The following is a 24,539-nucleotide window of genomic DNA, read 5'->3' as shown; positions in this document are numbered from 1 at the left end:
AATGAGGAAACTCATGATCTTATTCCTGCTGCCACTGATGGCCGGTACCTGTAAGGACTATCAACCTTGTGTTTACTCGGATGTAACCTTCATCAATGAATCTGCGGACACCGTCATTTACGCCTACAAATACACGAAGAACGGACGATGCTACCTGGATGGCTGGAAGATTGCGCCACAGGAAGAATACAGAACAAATCCCCCTATCTGCAAAGAGGAAATAGACGATAATACAAAAGTGCTGGAAATATTCGTGGCCGATCCCGCATTGTTCATCAACCACAATATGGTACACTGCGATTCTGTACTTCAAAAATATCCCCTCCTCAAACATTACAACCTCTCGGAAAATGAACTGAGGGCCGTCGATTTCAAATTGCGCTACAAGTAACCCATCAACCCTGCTTATGAAAAAGACAATACTAATCTGCATATTACTCCCCCTTCTGAGCATGAAATGCTACCAGAAAGAAGGGCCCAACTGCCACAAAAAGATCATATTCAAGAATAGAACTGATTTCACGTTATTGCTTGGCGAACTGTACAAAACCGGAGGGGATGGCAAATGCGGGATTAGCTTTTATGAATTCAAACCCCGTGAGGATTATGAAAAACAAGAAGATAATTGCTGGGAAGATAATCTTCCGGTTGAAGTTTATATTGTATCACCTGAAAAATTCCACCGCGAAGGTTACATCAGTTGCGATTCCATTGAGATAAAGAACAAAGTCCTGAAACATTATATACTCACACTGGATTATCTCCATCAGAATAACTGGACTGTTATCTTCGAATAATAAATGCTGCGTGTTGTTAAGAACCCGCCCGCTTCCATTGACGCGGGCGGGTTCTTAACAAGTGCCTTGATATCAGAGGATATTGCTTAGATATTACTTACATATCCCTTAGATATCACTTAGATGATATTTCTTTTAAAAGATAAGTGATATCTATGTTTTATGAATTGATCAAATCCAGGATACCTTCATTCATAATAATAAGCATTCCCTGCCTGTCTTCTGTAATCCCCTGCTCCACTTTATACGTATAGCGCGGCCTCGATCCCTCCATAATAGTAGGCAGAAAGCGAAACTGCATATTGGGCGTACCTTTCAGCGCCTCTCCCACTTCGATGATATGCGTAGATACGATAAACAGACAATCCTGGTACTCAGCAAATGCTTCTGTAACCGAAAGTGTACCATCATAGGCGTCCTTTACATTGGTGCCTTTGAACAGCTCATCAAACATCAGTAAAAGGCGATGGCCGCTGGCTGCCGCATCGGCAGCTTGCTTTACACGCACCACTTCTGCATAGAAGTGACTGTAACCAAGACCGATATTATCGGCCACATTGATACTTGAATACAATCCTTCACGAACAGAGAATTCCATTTTTTGCGCGGCCACGGGGAAACCCATATGGGCAAGATACATACCAATACCGATGGATTTCATCAGGGTGGATTTACCCGCCATATTGGCCCCGGTCAGGAAGATCACATTGCTGTTCTCCTGCATCAGCAGGTCATTGCCAATGGCGTTATCGATGCAGGGATGGCGCAGGTCCTGAACCGACAGCAGGTTCTTCTCCGGCGACAGCGCTACTGCATAGGAGAATTTTTTCCTGGCGGCAACAGAACTAACGGCAATGTATACGTCCAGTTCATAGATGAACTGCAATACCGCTTCCATTTCTACAGTCAGCCTGCTTTTCAGCAGGTGCTCGTAAAAGGCTAGTGTTTGAACAGGGAGTGCCTGGTAGATATCCATCTCCGTTAGCCGGGCCATATTGGGCTGTTCCAGTATCTTTTTTACTGCCAGTATCCTGGCGGCAAAAGGGCCGCTCTTGTGCTCCAGGAGCGCAATGATGCCGGCAGTTTTTTTAAGGGTAACGATGGTAGCCTGCAGCCCCTGGATATTTTTCTTGTATCGCTCATCACGTGTAAGGCCAGACAATACTTTCTTCACTACCATACCAGCCAGCACCATCGGGGCGCTGCCTCCGGAGCCTGCATCCAGGTATTCACGCATAAGCGTCACCTGCTGCACATCGAAGGGAAAGGATAACTGCTGCTCCTGGAAGTAACGGAAGATGCTGCTGCGGGTGTTGATACTGGCAGCATCAGTGAGCGGATCGCGGAACATCATGTCCAGCAACTGCTCTCCTCCCCTCGTTTTCACCTGGTTGAACAAATGGTACACAGAACCCTGACGGAACTTGCCCAGCAGGTTCAATTCATCCAGTGTCTGCCTGTCTATTCTGAAACTCATTGTTGTTTTATTTTAGAATGTGCTGTGAATCAGCGGTGCGTGCTACGGGTAACCATCTGTGCAACCAACTTTACATGCATGGGTGCACGCACCAACTGCTCACCATGTCTTTACACAGCGCGCTTGCGGCCGTTCTTCAAAGTTTCAAGGATACCCTCATTCCGGATGATGATCATCCCGTGCCTGTCGTTGGTAACTCCATGCTCCAACGTGTAGGTATATTCGGGAACATGCCCGTTCATACGCGTAGGCAGGAAGAGGAAATCGATATTCGGTTTGGTTGCCAGCTTACCGGCAGCCTCCACAATATGTGATGAAATGATGAAACGGCTGTTCATCCTGCCGGCAAAGGCCAGCGCAATGGCAACAGAGGCTTCATGCGCATCTTTCACATTGGTGCCGCGGAAGAGCTCATCGAAAATGATGAAGAGTGATTTCCCCTGGCTCAGGGCTGTTGCCACTTTCTTTACGCGTAAAACTTCCGCATAGAAATGGCTGGCGCCGATCCCCAGGTTATCCGGCAGATTGATGGTAGTATAAATGCCATCCATAACCGAGAATTCCATCCGTTTTGCAGCCACAGGGAATCCCATATGGGCAATGTACACGGCGGTAGCCAGTGATCGCAGGAATGTACTCTTACCGGCCATATTGGCGCCGGTAAGAAATACAAGTGTCCTGCTCTGATCCATGACTATATCGTTGGGTATGGGATTCTTCAGCTCGGGATGATACAAACCATCAATTTTCAATTCCCCTTTTTTATTATCCAGCGCAACAGGAAAGACAAAATTCCTTTTAGCAGCCACCATCGCTACAGAGATGTATACATCCAGCAGGTAGATCTGCGACAGCAGCTTTTCGATCTTGCTTCTCTCGCGTACGCGCAGCAATACATCGAAGGCGGTGACCGCTGCGTAGGAGATCTTTCCCTGCGACTTTTCGCTGAGCACAGGTTCCAGCGCAGGATCATCCAGCAGTTTTCCGATGGCCTCACGCTCAGGTGCAAACGCTTGCAGGTTTCGGACATCTTCCGAATGCAGGAATTGTTTCGTCTGCTGGATGAGGCTGATCAGTGAGGTTACACCATTCAGGATCTCCTTTTCGCTGAGCATGCTTTGCGTGCTGCCTTTTCCGGCATCAGCGCTGTCTGTAAGGTATTTCTCCGCCATATCGAAAAGCGCTGATTCAAAGGGGAACTTCATTCCTGTTTTACAGAAATGCCCGATGATGGCGCTGCGGCGGTTGATCTCCTCCCTGTTGGAGAGAGGAGATCGGAACATTTCGCGGAGCAGCTCTTCTGCGCCACGTGTATGCGTTGTATTATAGATATCGAAGATGCCGGGTGTATCGCGCTTGCTGAACAGGCGCAGGTCATCTATCGTTTGATCGTCTGTTTGTAAGATCATCTGCATATTATTTGCGTTTGCGGCGAACGAGTAATACGATACCGAGCAGCAACACTATTGCCGGAAGGATGTACAGGAATACCCAAACCTGCATATTGGCTGTTTCAGAACTGATCTTGATGTTCAGGTCCATCGGACTGGGGCGCACAGCGAAATTGGGAAAGCGGTTATTATCCAGCCAGCTGAAACCGAACAACAACATATCATCTCCATTGCTTCTCCTGTTGCTGAAGAAGTCAGCATCACCGGATAACATGATGCGTTGCTCTTTCCCATTGATATTCCTGTAAATGCCACCCATCAGCGAAAATGAACTATCCCTGAAATCGCCTTCCTGCGGAGAGAAGACGGGAGCAGTAGAATCCGCTACCAAATGGCCCATCTTAATCCAGATATCGTTTTGCGAATTCGTCTGCAGGAAACTATACTTACTGAAAGAACTTCCAGGTAATTGCCTGATGGCAGTGGTACCAAGCATTTTCACATGTCTTCTTTTGGGTGTTTTTCTTTCATTCTTGATCTTCAGGCGGAGCTTCTGTATTGCGTCAGGCGCCATCTTTTCAATATCCTTCGTCACAAAGGGCAGCGCCATATTGGGTGCTTCATTCTTACTGATCTCCACTATCGTTCCCGGCATGAATTCAGTACCGGTTTCTGCGAGCAGCGGATTTACCAGGTCAGTTTTTCCGGGTTCAGTCAAAATGAAAACATTCCCGCCCCCGGCAATGTATTTACGGATCTTGTCCTGCTTCACCGGGCTCAAGGCCGTTTTAGGATCAGCAATCACCAATGATGAAATACCTTTTGGAATATCCTGCTGATCGAGATTGATGGTATCATTGTCAAATCCAATATTGACCAGGCTCGCACGCTTGGAGATATCGGTTACTCCACCCGCATATTCTCTTTCGCCGGATTTGAAAATACTGCGTTCCAGGTTTCCGCTGGTGAACAATACTTTCGGCATGGTATCCTGCTGCAAACGGAGAAAGGCAGCACTCACATTCGTTTCATTAGGCCATGTAACACCGTCCACATACGTACGAATAAAAGTGGCCCTGCCTTTGTACTTCGCCTGCAACACCAGCTGCATGCCTTCCGGTGTGAGGTCAATCATTTTACGCACTTCTTCAGGAGGCATACACTTACTTACATCTCCACCGATCCCTTTACCGATCTCTTCAGCAATCTGCTTTTTGGTCTTCCCGGGAAAAGCCTTGTACAAAGTTGAATCGTTGTCAGGAATATCATAGTAAGTAACAAACTTGAATTTCAGATCCGGTTTGAAGCGGAGATAGGGCTCCCATAGCCTCCACATATAATCCATTCTTCTTTCAGGCATTCCCCCCTGCATCCAATTCCTTCCAAGCATATTGGCATACAGTGTGATCTCCACCGGTTCATTCTTTTCAAATCCGGCAAGGATGGCCTGGGTTTTAGGATGGATGGTATTGATATTATCCCTGGTAGTATCCCAATATCCGATCAGTCCTGGTCTTGATGTGATATAGCCCACTGCCAGACAAACAACGATCAGCGAAACATAGCGGATCGACTTTTTGTATGTTGGAACAAATTCCCTGGCCCCTTTCAGTCGGAACAGAGTAAAGCCGAGGAACATGACGATGATGGTTGCGAAATAAATGATATCCGTTGTTCTGATCAGACCACTCAACAATTTGATGGCCCTTCCTTTCATGGACAGGAAGTGCGTGATATCGCGGATATAATCATACTTCTGCCAGAGCTCACCAATGTAAGAAAGGAAAAAGATAATAGTGAAAGTGGCGATCGCTGAAATGATCTGATAGGTAGTTACACTGCTCATGAAAATACCGATAGCGGTATAAGCACAAACCAGCATAAAGAATCCGAGCAGACTGGTGAGCAATCTTCCATAATCCACATACTCGATATTGGTCATACCCAGAATCACAAAAACACCCACAATGCCCACCAGTAACACATTGTAAGCCATCGTTGCGAGATATTTGCCCAACACGATATGCCTTATCTTCAATGGAGAAGAATACAATAGTTTGATGGTGCCGTTATTGATCTCCCTGCTGATCAGTCCCATCGTGAGCAAGGGAACAAATAGAAAGAGGTTCTGCAATACATTCACAAAAATGCCCTGATCGGCCAGGAAGATGGTTTGTGTAAGTGAATCATTGAAACCGATCCATTCAGAATTATTCTTGACGAACAATTCCTGGAAGCGGGCCATCTTTTCCACCATGATGGTGTAGAAAAGTGCGCATTGCGCCATGAACGCGATGGTCAGAAACCATGCGACAGGGGAATAGAATAGATTGCGGAGCTCGGTCCGCGCAACTTTTAATATCAGTTTCATCGGAAAAAATTAAGAGTGTGGTTGGGAGGATAATTGCCTGAACACATCGTCCAGCTGTCCTTTTTCGAGTGAGATCTCGCGGAGGCGCCAGTCGTTTGCCACGCTGGCTTTGATGAGCCTTTCAGTGATTTCCTGGTCGCCGTCAAAGAAGAGGCGGTATTGCTTTTCTGAGATGTATTCCAGCCTGGTGGCGCCTTTGATCTGGAGGATCTCCTGCTGATCCGGTGCATTCTCCATCTTCAGCAGGATGCTGGCAGGCTGTACATAGTTGTTGAAAGCATCCATGGAATCGGAGAAGATGATGCGGCCGTTCTCGATCATGATCACTTCCCGGCAAAGCATATGGATCTCGCTCATGATATGCGAAGAGAGCAGGACTGTTCTATCCTGCGCAATCTCCCGGATCAGTTTTCTTGCTTCGATCAGCTGGTTGGGATCGAGGCCGTTGGTAGGTTCGTCCATGATCACCAGTTTGGGTTTGTGGATGATCGCCTGTGCAATGCCCACACGCTGTTTATAACCACCGGAGAGATTCTTGATCAGCCTTGAACTGAAATGCGAGATCTGGCATTTTTCCATCGCTTCCCCTACGGCGGCTTTGATCTTGTTCTTTGGAATGAGGCGGATCTCCGCTGCATAGGTAAGGAACTCATCCACGGTAAGGTCTGTATACACCGGCGGCGTCTGCGGCAGGAAGCCGATCTCCATTTTGGAGAGCTCTGGTTGTTTCCTGGTATCGTAACCGTTGATGGTTACAGTGCCTTCCGTCTGGTTCACTACACCACAAACGATGTTCATGGTGGTGGACTTGCCGGCCCCATTGGAGCCAAGCAATCCGATCACTCCCGTCTGGTTGATCTCCAGGTTGATGTCCCGGATCGCCCAGGCTGTGCTATACCTGTGGGAGAGGTTTTCAATTTTGAGTATGCTCATAATAATCGTTATAAAAGCGGTTAATTATTCCTGTTAGTTTCCATGCTGGATCAGCATTGTTTTAAATGCTTCAGCTCCTGTTCCGCCTGGCTTACCGATGAAGGCAATTGTAAAATTCCTGTATACATAGCGGTTATTGATCTCATCAATGAAGTCGGCAGTGTAGGTGGCATCCACATTACCGGTTACCGTATTGCGGAACTCGAAAACGTATTTGCCCACACCATTTCTCACACGGTATTTTTTGAAGCCGGTATATTTTTTATAAGCGAGCGCTCCGGCTTCTGATCCGTCCGGTTGCCCAAGCAGGTTCACAGTAACAGGATCGCTGCCCTTGCTGAGATTCACGAAACGAATGCCCATGCTGGTATCGGAAGAAGCATAACCGGGAACTATATCCCTGATCAGCATGGTATCCGGTTCGGCAACGGTGCCGGTGAGATAAAGCGAATGAATGGATGCTTCCGGCAGGTTCAGCTGCAGGTTGAAAAGTGGCTGATCCTTTGCCAGTGTATCGGGCATCTGAAACAAGCCCAGGGTAGTGATCCCTGCTTCTCTTGAATACAGGTTGGAACTCAAATTAAAGATGCCATAACTGATCGGCCATGTATCAATATACCTGATGGTGCCTGTTCCTGTGAAATTGGGACGAAGTGTATTGCTGCCCACCACTGCATTCACAACGGTGAGTGAAACTGCCTGCCTGGAAGGATTCTCTTTGATGCATCCTGTCAGCGTCAGCATGAGCAGGATACCTGAAAATAATTTATGCATATGAAACGGGTTCAATGATGATCGATTGTTTTACTTACAGAGATGTATAACCGGGATTTTGGATGATCTTGTTGTTCCTGGAGATCTCATCCGGCGGAAGAGGCATCAGGAGCTGATGATCTCCTTCCCAGGGTTGTTTCAGCGGCATGGCATTCAACACCTCCAGCGCTTTACCCGTACGTTTGAGATCGAACCAACGGCTTCCCCACTCTGCAAAAAGCTCTGTTTGTCTTTCTTTTTCGATAGCAGCTTTCACATCGGTTTCACCGAGTGTTTCATCCAGCTCATCGATATCCGCCCTTCTGCGCAAAGCATTGAGATCTTCGATTGCACCGGTCAATCCGCCGGCAGCACCATTGGCGCGGGCTTCAGCCCTGATGAGATACAATTCACCGAGGCGCAATGCCATATAGTATTCCCTGGCAGGAGCGCCCACCACCGCATTGGTGTTGATGATGGTGTACTTGTTCACAAGGTTATTGTTCCTTATCCAGAATTGTTTGCGGAGATCGCCTGTTTCAAAAAGATCCAGCAGTCCCTGTTGCAACAGATAGTTGTTGCTGGAATAACCGAACGGTGTTGCATTCCTCAATACATTGTCCTTCTCCGTTTGCATCAGCTGGAAGATGGCTTCCTTGCTGGTGGTGCGGAACACATCTTCTATATTCGGTTCGAGGTTATACAACGTTGTGTGGTTGATCACATCTGTAGCCCTGGCAGCTGCCAGCTCATTTTCTCCCAGGAAAAGATGCACTCTGGCCTGCAATGCGATAGCTGCATATTTATTCACGCGAACCCTTTTGCCACGGCCCACGGAATAATCCGCGGCCAGCCCTGCTTCAGCATCTTTCAGATCAGCCATGATCTGTTTGTACACTTCCTGCACAGGAGACCTGCTGAGGCTTGCGGTATTATTGAAATCACCGGAGAGCGCAATCGGCAGATCCCCGAAGAAATTGACCAGGTAGAAATAACAGAAGGCGCGGATGAATTTTGCTTCGGCAATGATCTCTTTCCTGACGCTATCGCGCAGTTTAGGCGAAGTAGATGCAGAGATACCTTCGATCACTGTATTGGCATTATAGATCACATAATAACATGACGACCAAAGTGAGCGCGGGATTGTAGTATTGGTTGCCGTCATCTTGCTGGTGACCAGCACATATTCATTGGCGTTAAGGCTATTATTGAAATTGATCAGCTCACCTGCTGCATAACCTCCGGCAATGGAAGCCAGTCCGGCAGCGAATGAACCATATGCTGAGGAATAGACGTCTTGTCCGTTTCCATTGATCATACTGTTGTATGCTCCGGCAATGGCCATTTCTGCCTTTGCTTCCGTATCAAAGATCTTTACTGTAGTGATGGTATCTGTAGGTTCATCCGCCGTGATCAGTTTTTCGCAGGAAGAAAGTGAGGCCACCATCAGCAGGGCGAGAGATATATTTTGAATGGGATTATTTTTTCGCATGTCCGTTGGGTTTAGAATGTGAAGGAAATTGATCCGGCGATAGTCCTGGGCAGGGGAATATAGGAATTAGCCATGAGCGCAGGGTCAGCTTTGAAACGCGTGATGGTAAAAAGGTTGCTCACATTCACCCCCACGGTGCAACCGGCCATACCTGCACGCTTAATTGTTTTATGCGGTAAGGTCCAGGCCAGCGATGCCCTGTTACATTGGATACTGGACGCATCAACATAGCCCCTGTCTGATCCTGTAAGTGTGCTGCCGCCAGAGGTAGTGTACTTTGCATAGCTGGCATTATCGCCCGGCTTTTGCCAGTGATCATCCCTGATCTCTGCCGGCAGTGGCATATTGGTCATCTTGCCCGGTACGATGGACATGAATGGATGACTACCTATTTTTTTGGAGTAGGTAAAGCCCATGGCAAAGCTCAGCCCCTTGTACATGACCGATGTTCCAAAACCGCCATCATAAGTAGGATCGGGATTCACACCGATGTAGGCATCATCACTGCCCGTTCCGGGAGCCACTCCCTGATTGAGCATGATCCTTCCATCTCCATTCCTGTCTTCGAACACATAATTACCGGTCAGTGGATCAACACCCAGGTAATGGGTCACATAGCGCATATTGAGGGGCTGTCCAACCACTAACTGCGATGCATACACTGTTTGATCGATACCAGGGAATGCTGCCAGTTTATTACGGTTCCTGGAGTAATTGAAGGTTACATTCCATTTCACTTTTCCATTGCTGATCAGGTCAGCGCTCAGACTAAGGATCAGGCCGGAATTGTGAACAATAGCCGGAGAGTTCGCATTGATATTGTTCAGTCCGGTATAAAATGGCATGGGCAAGCGAACGATGCCGTTACTGATACGGTTCAGGTACCAGGAAGCAGTCACATTCACCCTGTCCCTGAAGAGGGAAAGATCGATACCTGCATCAAATTTCCTGTTCTCATCCCATTGGAATTCCTGGTTTACTGGAACTACTTGCTGATAAGGCTTGATGCCATTGTAATCGTAGTTAAGTGCAGTATTGCTGATTGCGCCTATGCGTCTATTGTTCCATTGAGGAAAAAATTCATAATCCGCCACATTATCACCTCCGGACAATCCATAGTTAGCCCAAAGTTTGAACATGCCTATCCATTCGGGCATTATCTTTTTCATCCATTCTTCCTGATCCAGGGTCCAGGCAAGACCTATCGATCCGAAATTGCCGTATTGTTTTCCTCTGCGGAATTTGGAAGAACCATCTCTTCTTCCATTCAGGTTGATGGTATATTTTCCGTCCCAGTTGTAAGTGATCCGGCCAAATACGGAAGCATATCTGTACTGGCTTTTCCCTTCCGTTGTTATGGTAGTAGCTGCGTTGGATACATTGTTGAGCAGGTCGTCACTGCTGAAGGCAAGCGCATTGATGGTATTGGTAGTGGTAGTTGTCTGCTGATAGGAAACTCCTGCCAGCAATTCCATTTTTCCCTTGCCAAGAAAGAAACCATAATTGGTCTGCTGGCTCAGCTCCAGGTTATTGGCAACGGTTCTTCCAACAATCGATCTGCCGGTTGGGTTCAATATTGGGTTCTGGGCGGCAATAGGCGTTATCAATGTATTGTTCAGGGTGGAATTGTTCAAACCTGCCGTTCCCGTGATGCTGAGCCCTTTGACAGGTTTATAGTTCAACTGGAAACCACCGATCAGCATATTTGTTTTTACATCATTCGGCATGAGACGGTAATCAAACATATAACCAAATGGCTGATTGATAGCGTTCCAGTCTGCATAATTCAGGTTGCCCTTATCATCATAGATGGGTGGCGCATTGGGAGGAAGCAGGAAGCCACCAGTACGGTCAAGGATCGCATTCACATCCTTGAAGGCTAAATTTCCATTGAGGCTTACCGTTAGTTTCTGGTTCAGGCTGCTATGGCTTCCACTGAAACTAAGATTGGTGGCCTTGTTATGACCTTCGATGGATTGAAGGTCAACGGTATTCATATGGGAAGCACTAAGTCTGAAAGCAGTTCTGGCATCACCGCCGGAAATACTGGCGCTGTAACTCTGAAAGCCGCCGCCTTTTCCCATCAGTTCTTTTTGCCAGTCCACATTCCTGTTCAGGTCCCACACCATCAGGTCAGGTGCATTGGCGGCAGTGGGAATGATGCCATCATTCTTGAATGCTTCTCTTCTGATAGCGAGGTATTCGTCTATATCAAGCATATCCAGGTAACGTGGCACTTTATTGATGCCCTGTTCCACTTTCAGGTTGAAAGCTGTTTTTCCGGCTTTCGCTTTCCTGGTTGTGATCATGATCACACCATTAGCGCCTCTTGAACCATAGATAGCGGTTGCATCACCATCGCTCAATACAGAGATACTTTCAATATCTGCCGGGTTCATACCAAAGAGCGGGCTCTGTCCTTTTGTTGCAGATGCGCCCGACTGCACCATTCCTCCGGATACATTCAGGCCATACCTGGTGGATCCTTTTACTTCGAGAACGGTTTGGGGAACGCCATCGATCACATATAAAGGTTCGGAAAGTGAATTGGGATTGACGTTATTCCTGCCCCTGATCTCTACTTTCATCATACCGCTGGCAGAAGCGCCGAGTGGCTGGATGGTAAGTCCGGGCACCTTGCCCTGCAGGGCCAGCAGCGGGTTCATCACCGGTAGTTTCTCAATCTCTTCACCACTCACTTTTACGATATTACCTGTTGCCCTTCTCCTGGTAGTTGTGCCGAATGCCTGTACCACGGCTTCATCCAGCACGCTGGTAGCAACAGTTAAGGGAATAGGAAGATAGAGCTCTGATTTACCTATTTTTCTGACCAGCTTTTCATAACCAACACTGGATACAGTGATCGAAAAATCATCAGGCACATTCGTGAGCACGAACTTACCTGCGGCATCGGTCTGTGTGGCCTGCCTTGTTCCGTTGATGATAACAGTAACACTGGCCAATGGCTGGTTTGTTTTTCCATCAGTGATCAGGCCATGAATATCACGTTTGCCTGCAGCCGGAAGCGGAGGCACCACAATCTCCCTTTTAATGATAATGATATTGCTTCCGGAAATATTATAGGTATAAGGAAAATCGATAAGGATGGTCTTGATAAATGCTTCGAGAGGCTGGTTGCTGGCATTCACATCCACGCGACCTCTCACATCGATGGTCTCGGGATTGTAGATCACAGCGTAATTTGTCTGTTTCTTGATCTCTGCAAAGATCTGCTGGAGCGACAACTCCCCTTTCAGCGTAACTTTCTGCGCCGTACTGAATAATGGCGCCAGGCAAATGATCAATAAGATCGGTAAGAACCGCTGCCTGCCTGCGGGTTTTGGTTCCATTCCGGGAGCATAAGCAGTTTTCCCGGTCAGCTTTTCTGGTGTTGATTGAAGCATAGCGTTTTGGTTAATTGCTGAAAATAATGCTGAAGGGATAAAGAATAATGATCGATGGTATTGTATCGCATAGCTCCGCCACTACCCTTGCGGATTCAGATAGATGAATGATGATGCAGCCATGAGCTACCCCTCACCATCACCCGATGTTGCTCTGATTATTTTCGAATAGTGATAAGTAATTAATGGGCCACCCTGATCTTTCCTGCTTCCACCCTTACTTTCAGCCCCATCTTGTTGAGTACATCTACAGCCACATCGAGAGAAGATTCCCTGTTGATAGTACCACTGAATTTGACGCCCGGCGGAACACCATCATACACCACTTCCAGATCATACCATCTTGCCATTTGCCTCAGTACTTCCGCTACGCTGGCATGATCAAATATGAACACTCCTTTTCTCCAGGCGACATACAAATCCGTATTTACATTTTTCTTCAATTCCAGTTTTTCATTATTGATCCTTGCCTGGTCTCCGGGCAACAGTTCCACTGCTTCCTTATCTATTTTAACCCTGATCTTTCCGCTCAGCAAAGTGGCCTGCACTTCTGGTTCGTTCGTGTAGGCATTCACGTTGAATTCTGTTCCCAGTACTTCTATCAGCGCCTTTTTGTTTATGTCCACCACAAAAGGTTGTTGCTGGTTCGCTTTTACAATGAAATAAGCTTCACCTGAAACATATACCTTCCTTTCATTGCCGGTGAAGGCTGTAGGGAAAGTAACGCTGGATGTGGCATTCAGCCATACTTCAGTACCATCGGGTAGTTGCAGGTTGTACTGTTTTCCTGCAGGCGTGGTAAGCGTATGATATTCCACTACCGGTGTTTTTCCGAGATAGGAAAGCGATCCACTGTCGTTGATCACATTGAATTCATCGCGTTTCATAACACTTCCCTGACGATGATCAAGTGAAACCTGCTCACCGGAAGCAAGTGTAAGCATCACGTCTTTCTTCTCTTTCTTTTCTTCCGTTTTCACGATGGCTTGCTCAGTGGCATCTTTCCTGTTCATCAGCCACCAGGATCCTCCTGCCAGCAGCAGCAGTACGGCTGCTGCGGCAGCATAGCGCGTCCAGCGGCGGCGGATGGATACCACAGGCGTTTGAGTGGTTTCATTTTCCAGGGCGTCCACTGATTGCATCAGTTTGGTGCGGATCCTCTCACTGGCATCTTCACCGATCTGCTTTGCTTCTTTAAAAGAACTATCGTAATTAGCCTTCAATATCGTTTCAATTCCTTCCTGCTCTTCAGGGGCATGCTCCTTGAGCCAGGCAAACAATTCCTCCCCCTCCGGCTCCGTAATGGTGCCATTCAGATATTTTTGGAGAAGGTTGTTTACATCACTGTTCATGCGTTCCATAATAAAAGGACTAATAGGTGAAAGGAATGGGTGGATGAGGTTCAAAAAAAATTTACAGAATAATAATCCAGAGCATCAGCAGGGAAATATTGCCATGCTCCAGCAGGTAATCACGGATGGATCTTACCGCCAGGCTAAGGTGTTGTTTGAGCGTGTTTCTCGATATCTGCATCTGGCTGGCCGCCTCTTCATAGGTCATGCCCTGTTGGCGCACCAGCAGAAAAGCTTCCTTTCTTTGCGGAGGAAGATTATTGACAGCTTTAAGGAACAGCTCATCAAAATTCCTGGACTCAACGCCGTTCAACAGGCTCTGGTCCTGTCCGCCACCGGTGATGCGGCGCAGCAGTTCACTGCGAATGGTATCGTAAATGGCGATGCGGTTAAGCTGTGTAAGTGCGGTATTACGTGCGATCCGGAAGAGATAGGCTGCGAAGGAAGTTTGAATATCGAGTTGTTCCCTGGCTTCCCATAATTTCAGGAATACATCATGCACCAGGTCTTCCGTGAGTGCGGGGTCTTTACTGAATTTCAGCAGATAATTGTAAATCCCTCCATGGTACTGGGTATAGAGGGTGGAAAAAGCCTCCCGGTTTCCAAGGGCGAGCTGCTTCAATATTTCCTGTTCATTCATTTCGGCAGGGTGTTCTGGTCGGAAAAGATACAGAAAAATTGCGGAAGCCCGCAAAGGCGGGCTTACTGGAAGCCGTTCATTTCCCTTTTCATGTAACCTATCACGCGCTGGAGATAGCGGTGGGTGCGGTTCACCAGCTGGTCATAATGCTTGTGTTTCATTTGTTGCGGTTTTTCTTCAAGGGGAAACACTTCACCATTATCATAACGAACGGTCAGTTGTCTGATCGAATACTGGTAACCGTTATCAACGGGTACAATAACATATTGCAGACCAACTTTGGCGCGGGAACCGAACATGCCGCTGGTGATGCCGATCTCGATATAACCATCGCCTGCGCTGGCGGACTGGCCTTCCATATTGGCGTCATAAGTGGAGTCCCAATGTACCAGCATGGGCCGGCTGAAGAATTTTTTTGCACGTTCCTTCAGAATGGATGCCGGGGAATTGTCGAGTGTGATGGTATGGGCATATTCAAAATGTCCACCTCCATTGCGTGGGATCTGGGCCAGCATGGGCACGGCCAATAATAAAAGAAAACTGAACAGCAACTGTTTCTTCATATATCAGGCTTGATTTTGATGCCCTGATCAGTTAACCTGCATTCCTCAGTTCTTTCACTTCATAGATAGGGCTGAACAAATACACTTTTCCTGTTTTTACTTCAACGCATTGATAGCGTTTTCTCAGTTTTTTTCCTTTACGGAAGATGCGGCCTTCACCAATATCGAATAACTGGCCTTCCTTCAATTGCTCTACCATCACAATGCCGTCCTGGCGGGGATCGTAGTTCTTGAGGATACGCATCAGGTTTTCGTCGGCGCAACTGCTGGCGGGGAGATCGTGCATGGAGCGCCGGAGGGTCTGCTCAACATCGGGCGGAAAAAGTTCTTTGCCCATAAAATCCGTCAGCAGCATTGCATACAGGGCTTTCCATTCTTTGCCGTGGCTCTGAACGCGGTTCCCGTATTGGATAAAGGTTACCAGGTGGGCAAGCTCGTGAATGAGGGTTATGAGAAATGAATAAGGGTTGAGATTGCCGTTGACACTGATACGGTGGGTTTTATAAAGAGTGGCATGCCGGTAATCTCCCAGGATGGATTTCCTTTCACGGGTAATGGTGAGGTGTACCTTATATTGTTGCAGGTATTCCAGCACCCTGGGCACCGCTGCCGGTGGAATGAATTGGCTCAGATACTCCAGCGGAGCTTCTTTCTTAGACATTCTTCTTTTGTTGCTTGCTCAGTTTCATCAGGATGGACACTTCCACGAACGTATACACGAAATAGAGGAACATGCATCCAAAGATAGCGCCTTTGCTCACGCCTTTTTTTACGGATACGATGTAAATGAATGCTGCAATCAGACAGATCATCATCTTCAGGAACATGCCGCCATACACCATGCGCAGGAATACCTGCACATTATTATTGCGAATGGCTTTGTTATACAGGCTGAAGCTTCCTGCTGTAGCCAGGAAGAGAATGATATTACCTACCATCATTACATCCGGGTTGATCCCCCAGCTTTCCCAGAGGGAGCGGAGAACGAGAAGCAATGTGCTGGTAATTACAAAGATGATCGTTAAAGGTAAAAAAGCCCTTGCGGCCGATTGTGGTTGCATAGATGCAAAGGTAAGGAACAGAAGTATTCACAGCAGCACAGGGAATATGATGGCCTGGCAGCAGGGCACAAAGCCTGCCACATTCCCTGAACTGCCCTGCAGTATTGATATCGGGAGTAAAAATTAAGCCTGGGCTACCAGTTTCTCGGTCTTTTTATCAGCCAGACCATTGGAAGAAGCAGCCATTGCAGGCTTTTCCGTTCCGGTCATATGACACTGACCATTGAAATTAGCACTTGGCTCGATCTGTAATTTGTTGGCGTGAAGATTTCCCTGAACCTGGGACCCACCCTTTAGTTGCAGTAACTCTTTTACACGGATGGTGCCGGTAACCCTGCCCATGATATCGGCCTGAGCGCCGCTGATATCACCGGTTACACTACCATTGGAACCGATCACAACCTTTGCTGTACAATGAACATTGCCTTCGAGATTACCATCGATCCTGATATCACCGGAGCTGGTAATATCGCCTTTCAGCGTGGTGCCGGCTGCAATGATGGTGGCCTGGCCGGAGGGTGCAGATGGTTTTTGTTCTACCGGATTTTCGGATTTGGATTTTTGATTGAACATACGATATAGGTTTTAATCATCAATTGTTTCAGTCCTGGGGATCTCAAGCGTTGTCGTATCCAGCTTGATGGTCACATTTCCCTGCAATACGCCTTTGACGTTTTCCAGGTACTGGTCCTTGTACTGCATCGCTTTTTCCAGGGAATCGGTCCTTACCTTCAGTTCCCGGAGTTCACGCGTGGCATTCACATCTCCATAACCCGGAATATACATCCGCAGGGGCGTGAACACGATCAGCGCTACTGTTAAACCGGTCAGCAGCACAAATATTGTGCTGAGAACAATATAAACACTTAATCTGGATAATTTGAAAGTCACCACCTCCTCATAGGTATCATCATTCATCACAACCAGCCGGTAGCGGTTCTGCAGGCGTTTCAAGGTGGAATTGGCATCGAATTTGGCCATATATTTCAGTAATTCTCTGGCTTTAAAGGTAATAGTTTAGAATGAAACAGGTACTACACGGTGAACAAAAAAAATTAGGCATATCTTTATAATAAATATATTCATAATCAGTTTTAAAGGATTTAGCTTGCGTCACTCATGAAGGTATTATCCCGGATCGTATTGATATTGTTTATCTGCTATGCCTGGCAACAGGAACTGGCAGCACAGGCATGGTCGTTCAATCTCAAGAAACCTCAGAAATATGAGGACAAAAAGCTTCCTTCTGAAAAAACAGAAGAGAAGAAATGGACGCTCTGGCGTAAGTTCACCCAGAACGGCGTTACCAAGTTCAACTGGCATTTCAATGCCCGCGAAAGGCTCACACAGGCCCTCGACCGCGCCAAAGCTTCTCACCGCGACGATTACACCAAACTCCTCTCCTTTTATAATTACGATCTCGAAACCATTTCCGCTGACCGCGATATCGATTCCGTTCTCTACAAAGCCAATGCCGGAATCCTGATCCACGATCTCAGAAATGCATGGATCGATAATTTATATATGATCATGGGACAGGCCTGGTATTACAAAAAAGAATTCGATACCGCCTATCTCACTTTTCAATATGTGAACTACGCATTCGCTCCCAAGGAAAAAGATGGATATGATATTCCCATCGGCAGCAATGCCACCGAAGGAGGCAACGCTTTCTCTATCTCCACCAAAGAAGATACACGCCTGCCCAATCGTGTGTGGAGCAGTCCACCCAGCAGGAATGAAAGTTTTATCTGGCAGATCCGCACTACCATCGCAAAAGATGAAATGCCTGAAGCTGCCGGCCTCATAGAAACACTCAGAAGCGATCCCAATTTTCCGGCACGCCTTCAGCCCGATCTCCGGGAAGTGCAGGCACTCTATTTTTATAACCAGCAAATATGGGACAGCGCCGCCATCCACCTGGAGAATGCGCTGGACAAGGCTGCCGATAAAGAAGAAAGGGCAAGATGGGAATTCCTCATCGGCCAGCTCTATGAGAAAGCAGGCAACTTCTCCTATGCAGCCGATTTTTACAGTCGCGCTGTGAACCGCACACTGAATCCCGTTCTCGAAGTATACGGACGCCTCAACAGCATCCGTATGCAGAAAGGCGATGATAAAGTGATCAACGAGAATATCGACGCACTTCTCAAAATGGCCCGCCGCGAGAAATACATGAGATACCGCGATCTCATCTATTTCACCGCTGCTCAGATCGAACTCGAAAGGAATAATGTGGAAGGCGCCAAACAATTGCTGTTGCTCGCCACCAAATACAAATCCCCTGAAAGCGATAATTCCCAGATCTCGAAAGCATGGATCCAGCTCGGAGACATTGCCTGGGGAGAAAGGAAATATGCTGAATCGAAATCATATTATGATAGCGCCACCGTTCCCAATCACCCGGTGCTGAGTCCCGAAGCATTTGCGGACAGGAAGTCTTCCCTGGGAACATTGGTGGAGCAGGAAACCATTATCGCCAGGCAGGACAGCCTCCAGCAACTGGCAGCCCTGCCCGAAGCAGAGCGCGAAGCCATCATCAAAAAGCTGGCAAAGAAACTCCGCAAACAACATGGGCTGAAAGAAGAAGATACCGGCGAAGCTTTTGTGAATCCTGCAGTGAACATGAACAGCAATAATTCCAATCAACCTGCTCCTGATCTCTTTGCCGGCGCAAGCGGCGCAGACGCAAAAGGGGAATGGTATTTCCAGAACCAGGGGCTCAGGGGAAAAGGATTCACCGCTTTCAAAAGCAAATGGGGCAACAGAAAAAATGTAGACAACTGGAGAAGGGCAGCCGCCATCGCAGCATCTCCCGGCAATGCACCAGCGCCCACCGATAGCCGAACAGCCATTCTCAATCCCAACCAGGAACCGGGAAAAGCTGCAGAGGAAGGAAGCGAGTTTTCTTATGAAGGGTTATTGAAAAATGTGCCGCTTACCGAAACACAGATGGCTGCATCGAACGACTCTATCGAGCAGGCACAGTTGAAACTGGGCATCGTGCTCGAAGAAGGCATCACAGATTATCTCGCAGCCGTTGACGTATTGGAAGGCTGGTTACAGAAATTCCCCTACAGTGTGAAAAAACCGGAAGCCCTCTTCCATTTATATTACTGCTATTCCAAACTCGGTATGCAGCAAAAGCAAATGCCGTTGCTCAGGAACTGAAACAGAAATATGAAGGCACCGACTTCGAGAAGATCGTAAGCTATCCGAAAGGCAACCCTGCCGAGAATGCAGAAAAAACAGCCGCTACCCGCAAATACGAAGGCATTTACAATCTTTTCATCGAAGGTAATTTTGCCGAAGCGCTGAAGCAGAAAAAAGCTGCCGACAGCATTCACGGCACCAACTACTGGACACCACAATTACTCTATATCGAAAGCATCTATCATATTCACGAGCGCCAGGACGATACCGCCAAAACAGTATTGCAGCAGATCGTGAACATGTTCCCTTCCACCGGCATGGCTGCCAAAGCGCAGAACCTGATAGATGTGCTGGGCAGAAGAAAAGAGATAGAAGACTATCTCACCAAACTGCAGATTGAAAGGCCGAAGGACGACAGCCTCGCATTGCCATCCGATGAGCTGGCCGTTCAACCAAAGAAGCCTGAACCTCCCAAAGTGGAAGAGGAAGAACAGAAGATCGTTCCGGATAAAGACCATGCTGCTTCCAAAATTGCAGGACAGAAAGATGCTGCAAAGAACAAAGACAGTATTGCCATCAAAGCGCCTGGTGTAGCGCCTTCCACCAATGTACCCGGCCTGGTGCAAAAAGAGAAGCCCTATATCAATCCACTTGATACGCTGCACGTGAATTACGATGCAGAAGTAGAAAAAGGTAAAAAAGCCTATGTGCTCGACATCAATCTCCCCTACTCTGTGGTGATAGTGATGACCAAAGTGGACCATGTGTACGTGACTGAAACGCGCAATGCATTCAATCGCTTCAACAAAACGAAATTCTACAACAAGCCGATCAATATCAACAATGAAGTGCTCAATGATTCTGTGAAACTGGTGGTGATGAACAGCTTCGAGAACGCAGCAGCAGCGCTGGATTATATGGACAAAGCCCGCAAAGCGGCGCCCAATGAGATCCCCTGGTTACCTGCAGCGAAGTACAGCTTCATGATCATTACCGCTCCGAACATGGAGTTGCTGAAAGAAACAAAAGATATTGACGCCTATAAGAAATGGCTGGCTGAATCATTCCCCGGACGTTTTTAATAATCCGCAAACCTGTCAGCTTACCAATGATTTGCTGACAGGTTTGTAGCATTAACAATATTTTATTCATTTTCACGGATCGCCTTTGCACCTGAATTCGTTTGATATATCTTTCGGGTTCAATTTTTGCTAAGGTTAGGTGACCTTATCCGGTTTTAAAATGTTAATTTTCTTTATATGACCCGAGCTGTACGGATCTTTTGGCGCATTTTCATTTACGGGGCCCTGGCAGTTGTTCTGCTCCTCGTATTGATCAATTTTGGTGCATTTGGCAAAATGCCTTCCCTGGCCCAGTTGGAAAACCCCAGCATCACCCTGGCCACAGAAGTATTTGCTGATGACGGTACGCCAATGGGAAAATATTATGTGGAGCGCGGCAACCGCAGCTATGTGAAATTCGGAGACATTTCCAAGAATGTGATCGATGCCCTCGTTGCTACAGAAGACGAACGTTTCTATGACCACTCGGGAATCGATGGACGAAGCCTCAGCCGCGCCATCCTGAAACTTGGCCGCGATGGTGGTGGCAGCACCATCACACAACAACTGGCACTGAACATGTTCGACAGTCGTTCCAGCAATATCTTTCTCCGCATCATTCAAAAGATCAAGGAAAATATTATCGCTATCAAACTTGAGCGCAACTTCACCAAACAGGAGATCCTTGCACTCTATCTGAATACTGTTTCTTTCTCCGATAACGTATACGGAATCCGTAACGCATCCCGCACTTTCTTTTCAAAAGAACCAGACCGTCTCACTGTACCTGAAGCTGCCGTACTGATCGGCATGCAGAAGGCTACTGCCACCTATAATCCACGCACCAATTATAAGGCAGCCTTCGACAGAAGGAATACCGTGATAGACCAGATGGTCCGCAACGATTATGTTACCGCTCCTGTAGCCGCCAATTTCAAGAAAGAGCCCATCAAGCTCAATTATAAAAAGATGAATGAGAACAATGGCATCGCACCCTATTTCCTGGATGTGCTGCGCAATGATCTCAAAGCCTGGTGTAAAGAGAATAAGAAAGAAGACGGCGAACCTTATGATCTCTATGCCGATGGCCTGAAAGTATATACCACCATCAATCCAAGGATGCAGCTCTATGCAGAAGAAGCAGTGGCGAAACACCTTCCTGTGCTGCAACGTGTGCTCTCGGCCCAGCGTAATATCAAGACTGATGCCGTTTGGAAAGGCAAGGAAAAAGTATTGGATGCCGCTATGAAAAGCAGTGACAGGTATCAGTCGCTCAAAGCTGATAAAGTGAGCGATGACGAGATCAAAAAGATCTTCAATACCAAAGTTCCGATGAAAGTGTTTGCGTGGAACCCCAAACGTGAGAAAGACACCGTGATGAGCCCGATGGATTCCATCAAGTACCACCACGAAATGATGCAGACCGCCTTTATGGTAACCGATCCGCAGAACGGACAGGTGAAAGCCTGGGTAGGCGGCATCGATTTCAAGAACTATAAATATGATCACGCCAACCTGAAAACAAAACGTCAGGTGGGTTCGTCCATCAAACCATACCTCTATGCCCTGGCGGTGGAGGAATATGGTTTCACTCCCGAAACACAATGTGAAGCCACACAGCAATACTTCCCTGGTTTCGGTTATGTACCAGCGAAGAATCGCGGTAAGACCGGTACACGCACCATGGCCAGTGGTCTCGCCTGGTCTGTGAACGAAGTGGCCGCTTATATTATCAAACAAACCACTCCGCAACGTTTTGCCGAGTTCCTGAAACAGATCAATATTCCTACCAAGGTAGATCCCTATCCATCCATTGCGCTGGGCTCCAGTGATCTCTCCCTTTTTGAAATGATGTGGGGCTATTCCATGTTCCCAACAGGAGGCTTCTCCGCGAAACCTGTTTATATCACCCGCATCGAAGACAAGAACGGACATGTACTGGCCCGCTTCGATACAGAGCGTAAAGAAGTGATCAGCCAGGCCACTGCCTATACCATGACACGCATGATGCAGGGTGTGGTGGATTACGGTACTGCCGCCGGCCTCCGCTCACGATTAGGTGTAGCCGAAATGGGCGGAAAAACAGGTACCACCAACGAAAACTCCGATGCCTGGTTCATGGGCTTTACGCCGCAGCTTCTGGCCGGTGTGTGGATCGGTTGCGATGATCGTTTTATCAAACTGGAAAGCGGTCTCGGCGAAGGCGGACAAGCCGCCCGTCCTATCTGGGAATATTTCTTCCAGAAAGCATTTGCGGATAAAACACTGGGGCTGGATAAGACAGCCAAATTTGTGCAGCCGGAGAATATGAAGACAGAATCTTTCTATGATTACTATAATATCATCGATCGTACACCTCCTCCCGGTGCCGAAGGCGAGAATGTAGGTAATGGTGGTGCTGATGATTTCTTAGGCACTCCCGATACGCAAAATATTCCTACTGAGTCCAAGCAGGCAATGGAAGAGCAGAAAGTATTGCAGGAAGCGTTGAACTCGAAGAACCAGGTACCAACTGGTAAGAAGGATTCAACGAAAACAACTCCGAAAGAAGATAAGAAGAAGCCGGGTTTGTTCAAAAGGATCTTTGGAGGGAAGAAAGATCAATAGATTGTCTGCAAACAGGCAGAAACTATTTATCGGCAAAATTATGTGACAAACGCCGCTGAATTAATAAACACACAGAAGCCGCCTCTTCAGGGAAGCGGCTTCTGTTTTTACGCGAAAATGTGGTACTTACAGGTCTGATTTTGGCAAATCCCTTATAACCACCAGTTCAACCTCTCTTTCGGTCTCCAAAATGTCCAGGCCATTTTTTTGCAGGCTTTTACGTACAGCATCGATATTTTTCAGGTCGCCGGTTTCAATGGTGAGAGAAACTAAATAGTTGCCATTCCGCATCAGTCCTGTTTCGTCAAGCACCACCACTCCCTGTTGAACATTTTCAAGCACTTTACGAAACTCCTCCACTACTCCGGAGAAATTGAAATTGACGAACCGGATCTTTCCTTGTTGCTTATCCAGATATCCCTTCTTTCCATTCTCATTTGCCGGCGCTTTTTCAAAATTGCGTACAAAAACATATGCTTTCATTTTCCTTTTTTGAAGGCTGCCTGTGATCCCCAATTTGTACGCCATGTAGCGATTAAGATCTTCCCGGAAATATTTATATTGATTCTTTTCTTCTTCAAACGGAATCCTCAGTTCATAATTGAAAACATTCCTGTTCTCCCATTCGTCTAAAATGCTGAGATCTTTGGGAGATTGTAAACGGTCTTGTTGCGAAGTTTCGTAAAGGATACGTCTTTTCCATTCAGTTGGCGTACGGTATGCAAACTGATACAGGAACCCGGCAGTGACGCCAAAATACTTGTATGTAATTGTTCTTGTTGTGGAATCGAACGCGAAGCCTGTGCCACCTCCTGATCCGTCCACATAATCAGAGAATACAGAACTCATCCGGAAGTGCTGGCCAGGATGGGTCTTTTCTATAAGCCCCGCCTGATTTACAGAATAACCTTCTAAAATAAGATCGCGTTTACGGGCTAATTCCAAAGATTGGCCTGATAAGTACTTCCGGATATTGGCCTCGTTCGTATTGTACCCACTCGTAATTGCCAGCACTTTGCCAGCAGTATCGATCCAAACATGATGAGGAACCGACTGATGAGGAAACAAGCTCCTCCATGCAGAATCATGGTAGCTGGCCATCAGGGTAGAAAGCCCCGATTCTTTATTAAACCTGGGCGAATGTCCCAACCTGCTTTTAACCTTGTCATAAGTCTCCGATGGATTCATCAGAATAATTTCGATCTGCCCGAGGAAGATCTCCTGTAGTTTTTCCATCGCAGGAAAAGAGCCGATACAAACGGCACAGTTAGATGCCCAGAAGTCGAGTATGACCAGTTTTCCTTTGTAATCTGAAAGACGGGGTGATTGCTTATCAGTATTCCGGATATTTTGAAACGGAAGATCAGGTACTTTGTCTCCGATATCGAGCGGTCTAAAGGAAGCTCGTTGAGCAATTAAACTAACAGGCAGGCAGTATATAAGTGCCAGCAGGCAGTAAAAGAAGCGAAAATTCATTATGCTAT

The 24,539-nt window shown here is 47.2% G+C and carries 20 protein-coding genes; 5 read left to right on the top strand and 15 right to left on the bottom strand.

Features of this window, described 5'->3' with window-relative positions:
* Window position 1 precedes the first annotated feature (1 nt).
* Entirely contained in the window at window positions 2-391 is a 390-nt protein-coding gene (locus tag FSB84_RS17995; protein ID WP_130539301.1) for a hypothetical protein, read from the top strand.
* Between the two features lie 16 nt (window positions 392-407).
* Entirely contained in the window at window positions 408-797 is a 390-nt protein-coding gene (locus FSB84_RS17990; RefSeq protein WP_130539300.1) for a hypothetical protein, read from the top strand.
* 160 nt (window positions 798-957) lie between these two features.
* Here FSB84_RS17990 and FSB84_RS17985 read toward each other — a convergent pair whose 3' ends face one another.
* The 14 genes from FSB84_RS17985 to FSB84_RS17920 all read right to left on the bottom strand — a co-directional run bounded on the left by FSB84_RS17985 (window position 958) and on the right by FSB84_RS17920 (window position 17,215).
* Window positions 958-2,274 carry a MutS-related protein gene (locus FSB84_RS17985; protein ID WP_130539299.1) on the bottom strand — a complete coding sequence of 439 codons (1,317 nt, stop codon included), beginning with the start codon at window positions 2,272-2,274 and terminating at the stop codon, window positions 958-960.
* Window positions 2,275-2,384: 110 nt separating this feature from the next.
* The gene (locus FSB84_RS17980; protein WP_130539298.1) at window positions 2,385-3,683 is read right to left on the bottom strand and encodes a MutS-related protein; all 1,299 of its coding nucleotides are present in this window, start codon (window positions 3,681-3,683) and stop codon (window positions 2,385-2,387) included.
* A 7-nt stretch (window positions 3,684-3,690) separates the two neighbouring features.
* Window positions 3,691-6,036, bottom strand: coding sequence for a Gldg family protein (locus FSB84_RS17975; protein WP_130539297.1), 2,346 nt, complete (start codon window positions 6,034-6,036; stop codon window positions 3,691-3,693).
* A 9-nt stretch (window positions 6,037-6,045) separates the two neighbouring features.
* Window positions 6,046-6,969, bottom strand: a complete 924-nt coding sequence (locus FSB84_RS17970; RefSeq protein WP_225979815.1) for an ABC transporter ATP-binding protein — start codon at window positions 6,967-6,969, stop codon at window positions 6,046-6,048.
* A 33-nt stretch (window positions 6,970-7,002) separates the two neighbouring features.
* Entirely contained in the window at window positions 7,003-7,743 is a 741-nt protein-coding gene (locus FSB84_RS17965) for a hypothetical protein (RefSeq protein ID WP_130539295.1), read from the bottom strand.
* A gap of 34 nt (window positions 7,744-7,777) precedes the next feature.
* Entirely contained in the window at window positions 7,778-9,214 is a 1,437-nt protein-coding gene (locus FSB84_RS17960) for a RagB/SusD family nutrient uptake outer membrane protein (RefSeq protein ID WP_130539294.1), read from the bottom strand.
* A gap of 11 nt (window positions 9,215-9,225) precedes the next feature.
* Window positions 9,226-12,618 carry a SusC/RagA family TonB-linked outer membrane protein gene (locus FSB84_RS17955; RefSeq protein ID WP_130539293.1) on the bottom strand — a complete coding sequence of 1,131 codons (3,393 nt, stop codon included), beginning with the start codon at window positions 12,616-12,618 and terminating at the stop codon, window positions 9,226-9,228.
* 182 nt (window positions 12,619-12,800) lie between these two features.
* A complete protein-coding gene (locus FSB84_RS17950; RefSeq protein WP_130539292.1) occupies window positions 12,801-13,979 on the bottom strand; it encodes a FecR family protein in 1,179 nt (392 codons plus the stop codon).
* 52 nt (window positions 13,980-14,031) lie between these two features.
* Window positions 14,032-14,610, bottom strand: coding sequence for an RNA polymerase sigma factor (locus tag FSB84_RS17945; protein ID WP_130539291.1), 579 nt, complete (start codon window positions 14,608-14,610; stop codon window positions 14,032-14,034).
* Between the two features lie 62 nt (window positions 14,611-14,672).
* Window positions 14,673-15,173, bottom strand: a complete 501-nt coding sequence (locus tag FSB84_RS17940) for a hypothetical protein (protein ID WP_130539290.1) — start codon at window positions 15,171-15,173, stop codon at window positions 14,673-14,675.
* A gap of 31 nt (window positions 15,174-15,204) precedes the next feature.
* A complete protein-coding gene (locus tag FSB84_RS17935; RefSeq protein WP_130539289.1) occupies window positions 15,205-15,834 on the bottom strand; it encodes a SprT-like domain-containing protein in 630 nt (209 codons plus the stop codon).
* Window positions 15,827-16,234, bottom strand: coding sequence for a hypothetical protein (locus FSB84_RS17930; protein ID WP_127124657.1), 408 nt, complete (start codon window positions 16,232-16,234; stop codon window positions 15,827-15,829). The genes FSB84_RS17935 and FSB84_RS17930 overlap by 8 nt, the downstream gene beginning before the upstream one ends.
* A gap of 123 nt (window positions 16,235-16,357) precedes the next feature.
* Window positions 16,358-16,807: a bactofilin family protein gene (locus tag FSB84_RS17925; protein ID WP_130539288.1), complete on the bottom strand. Its 450-nt coding sequence runs from the start codon at window positions 16,805-16,807 to the stop codon at window positions 16,358-16,360.
* A gap of 12 nt (window positions 16,808-16,819) precedes the next feature.
* Window positions 16,820-17,215 carry a hypothetical protein gene (locus tag FSB84_RS17920; protein WP_130539287.1) on the bottom strand — a complete coding sequence of 132 codons (396 nt, stop codon included), beginning with the start codon at window positions 17,213-17,215 and terminating at the stop codon, window positions 16,820-16,822.
* Between the two features lie 138 nt (window positions 17,216-17,353).
* Between FSB84_RS17920 and porW the strand changes: the two genes are divergently transcribed.
* From porW to FSB84_RS17905, 3 genes are all read left to right on the top strand, one after another.
* Window positions 17,354-19,405, top strand: a complete 2,052-nt coding sequence (porW, locus tag FSB84_RS17915) for a type IX secretion system periplasmic lipoprotein PorW/SprE (RefSeq protein WP_147122255.1) — start codon at window positions 17,354-17,356, stop codon at window positions 19,403-19,405.
* Window positions 19,406-19,680: 275 nt separating this feature from the next.
* Window positions 19,681-20,469: a hypothetical protein gene (locus tag FSB84_RS17910; RefSeq protein WP_147122253.1), complete on the top strand. Its 789-nt coding sequence runs from the start codon at window positions 19,681-19,683 to the stop codon at window positions 20,467-20,469.
* A gap of 177 nt (window positions 20,470-20,646) precedes the next feature.
* Entirely contained in the window at window positions 20,647-23,055 is a 2,409-nt protein-coding gene (locus FSB84_RS17905; protein WP_130539285.1) for a transglycosylase domain-containing protein, read from the top strand.
* 126 nt (window positions 23,056-23,181) lie between these two features.
* On the opposite strand, the gene FSB84_RS17900 is transcribed toward FSB84_RS17905, so the two are convergent.
* Window positions 23,182-24,531, bottom strand: coding sequence for a TlpA family protein disulfide reductase (locus tag FSB84_RS17900; RefSeq protein ID WP_130539284.1), 1,350 nt, complete (start codon window positions 24,529-24,531; stop codon window positions 23,182-23,184).
* Window positions 24,532-24,539 lie beyond the last annotated feature (8 nt).

Origin of the sequence: Pseudobacter ginsenosidimutans (genome assembly GCF_007970185.1) — a bacterium.
In the GTDB taxonomy this organism is placed as follows: domain Bacteria; phylum Bacteroidota; class Bacteroidia; order Chitinophagales; family Chitinophagaceae; genus Pseudobacter; species Pseudobacter ginsenosidimutans.
This window is presented reverse-complemented; position numbering and strand designations above follow the sequence as displayed.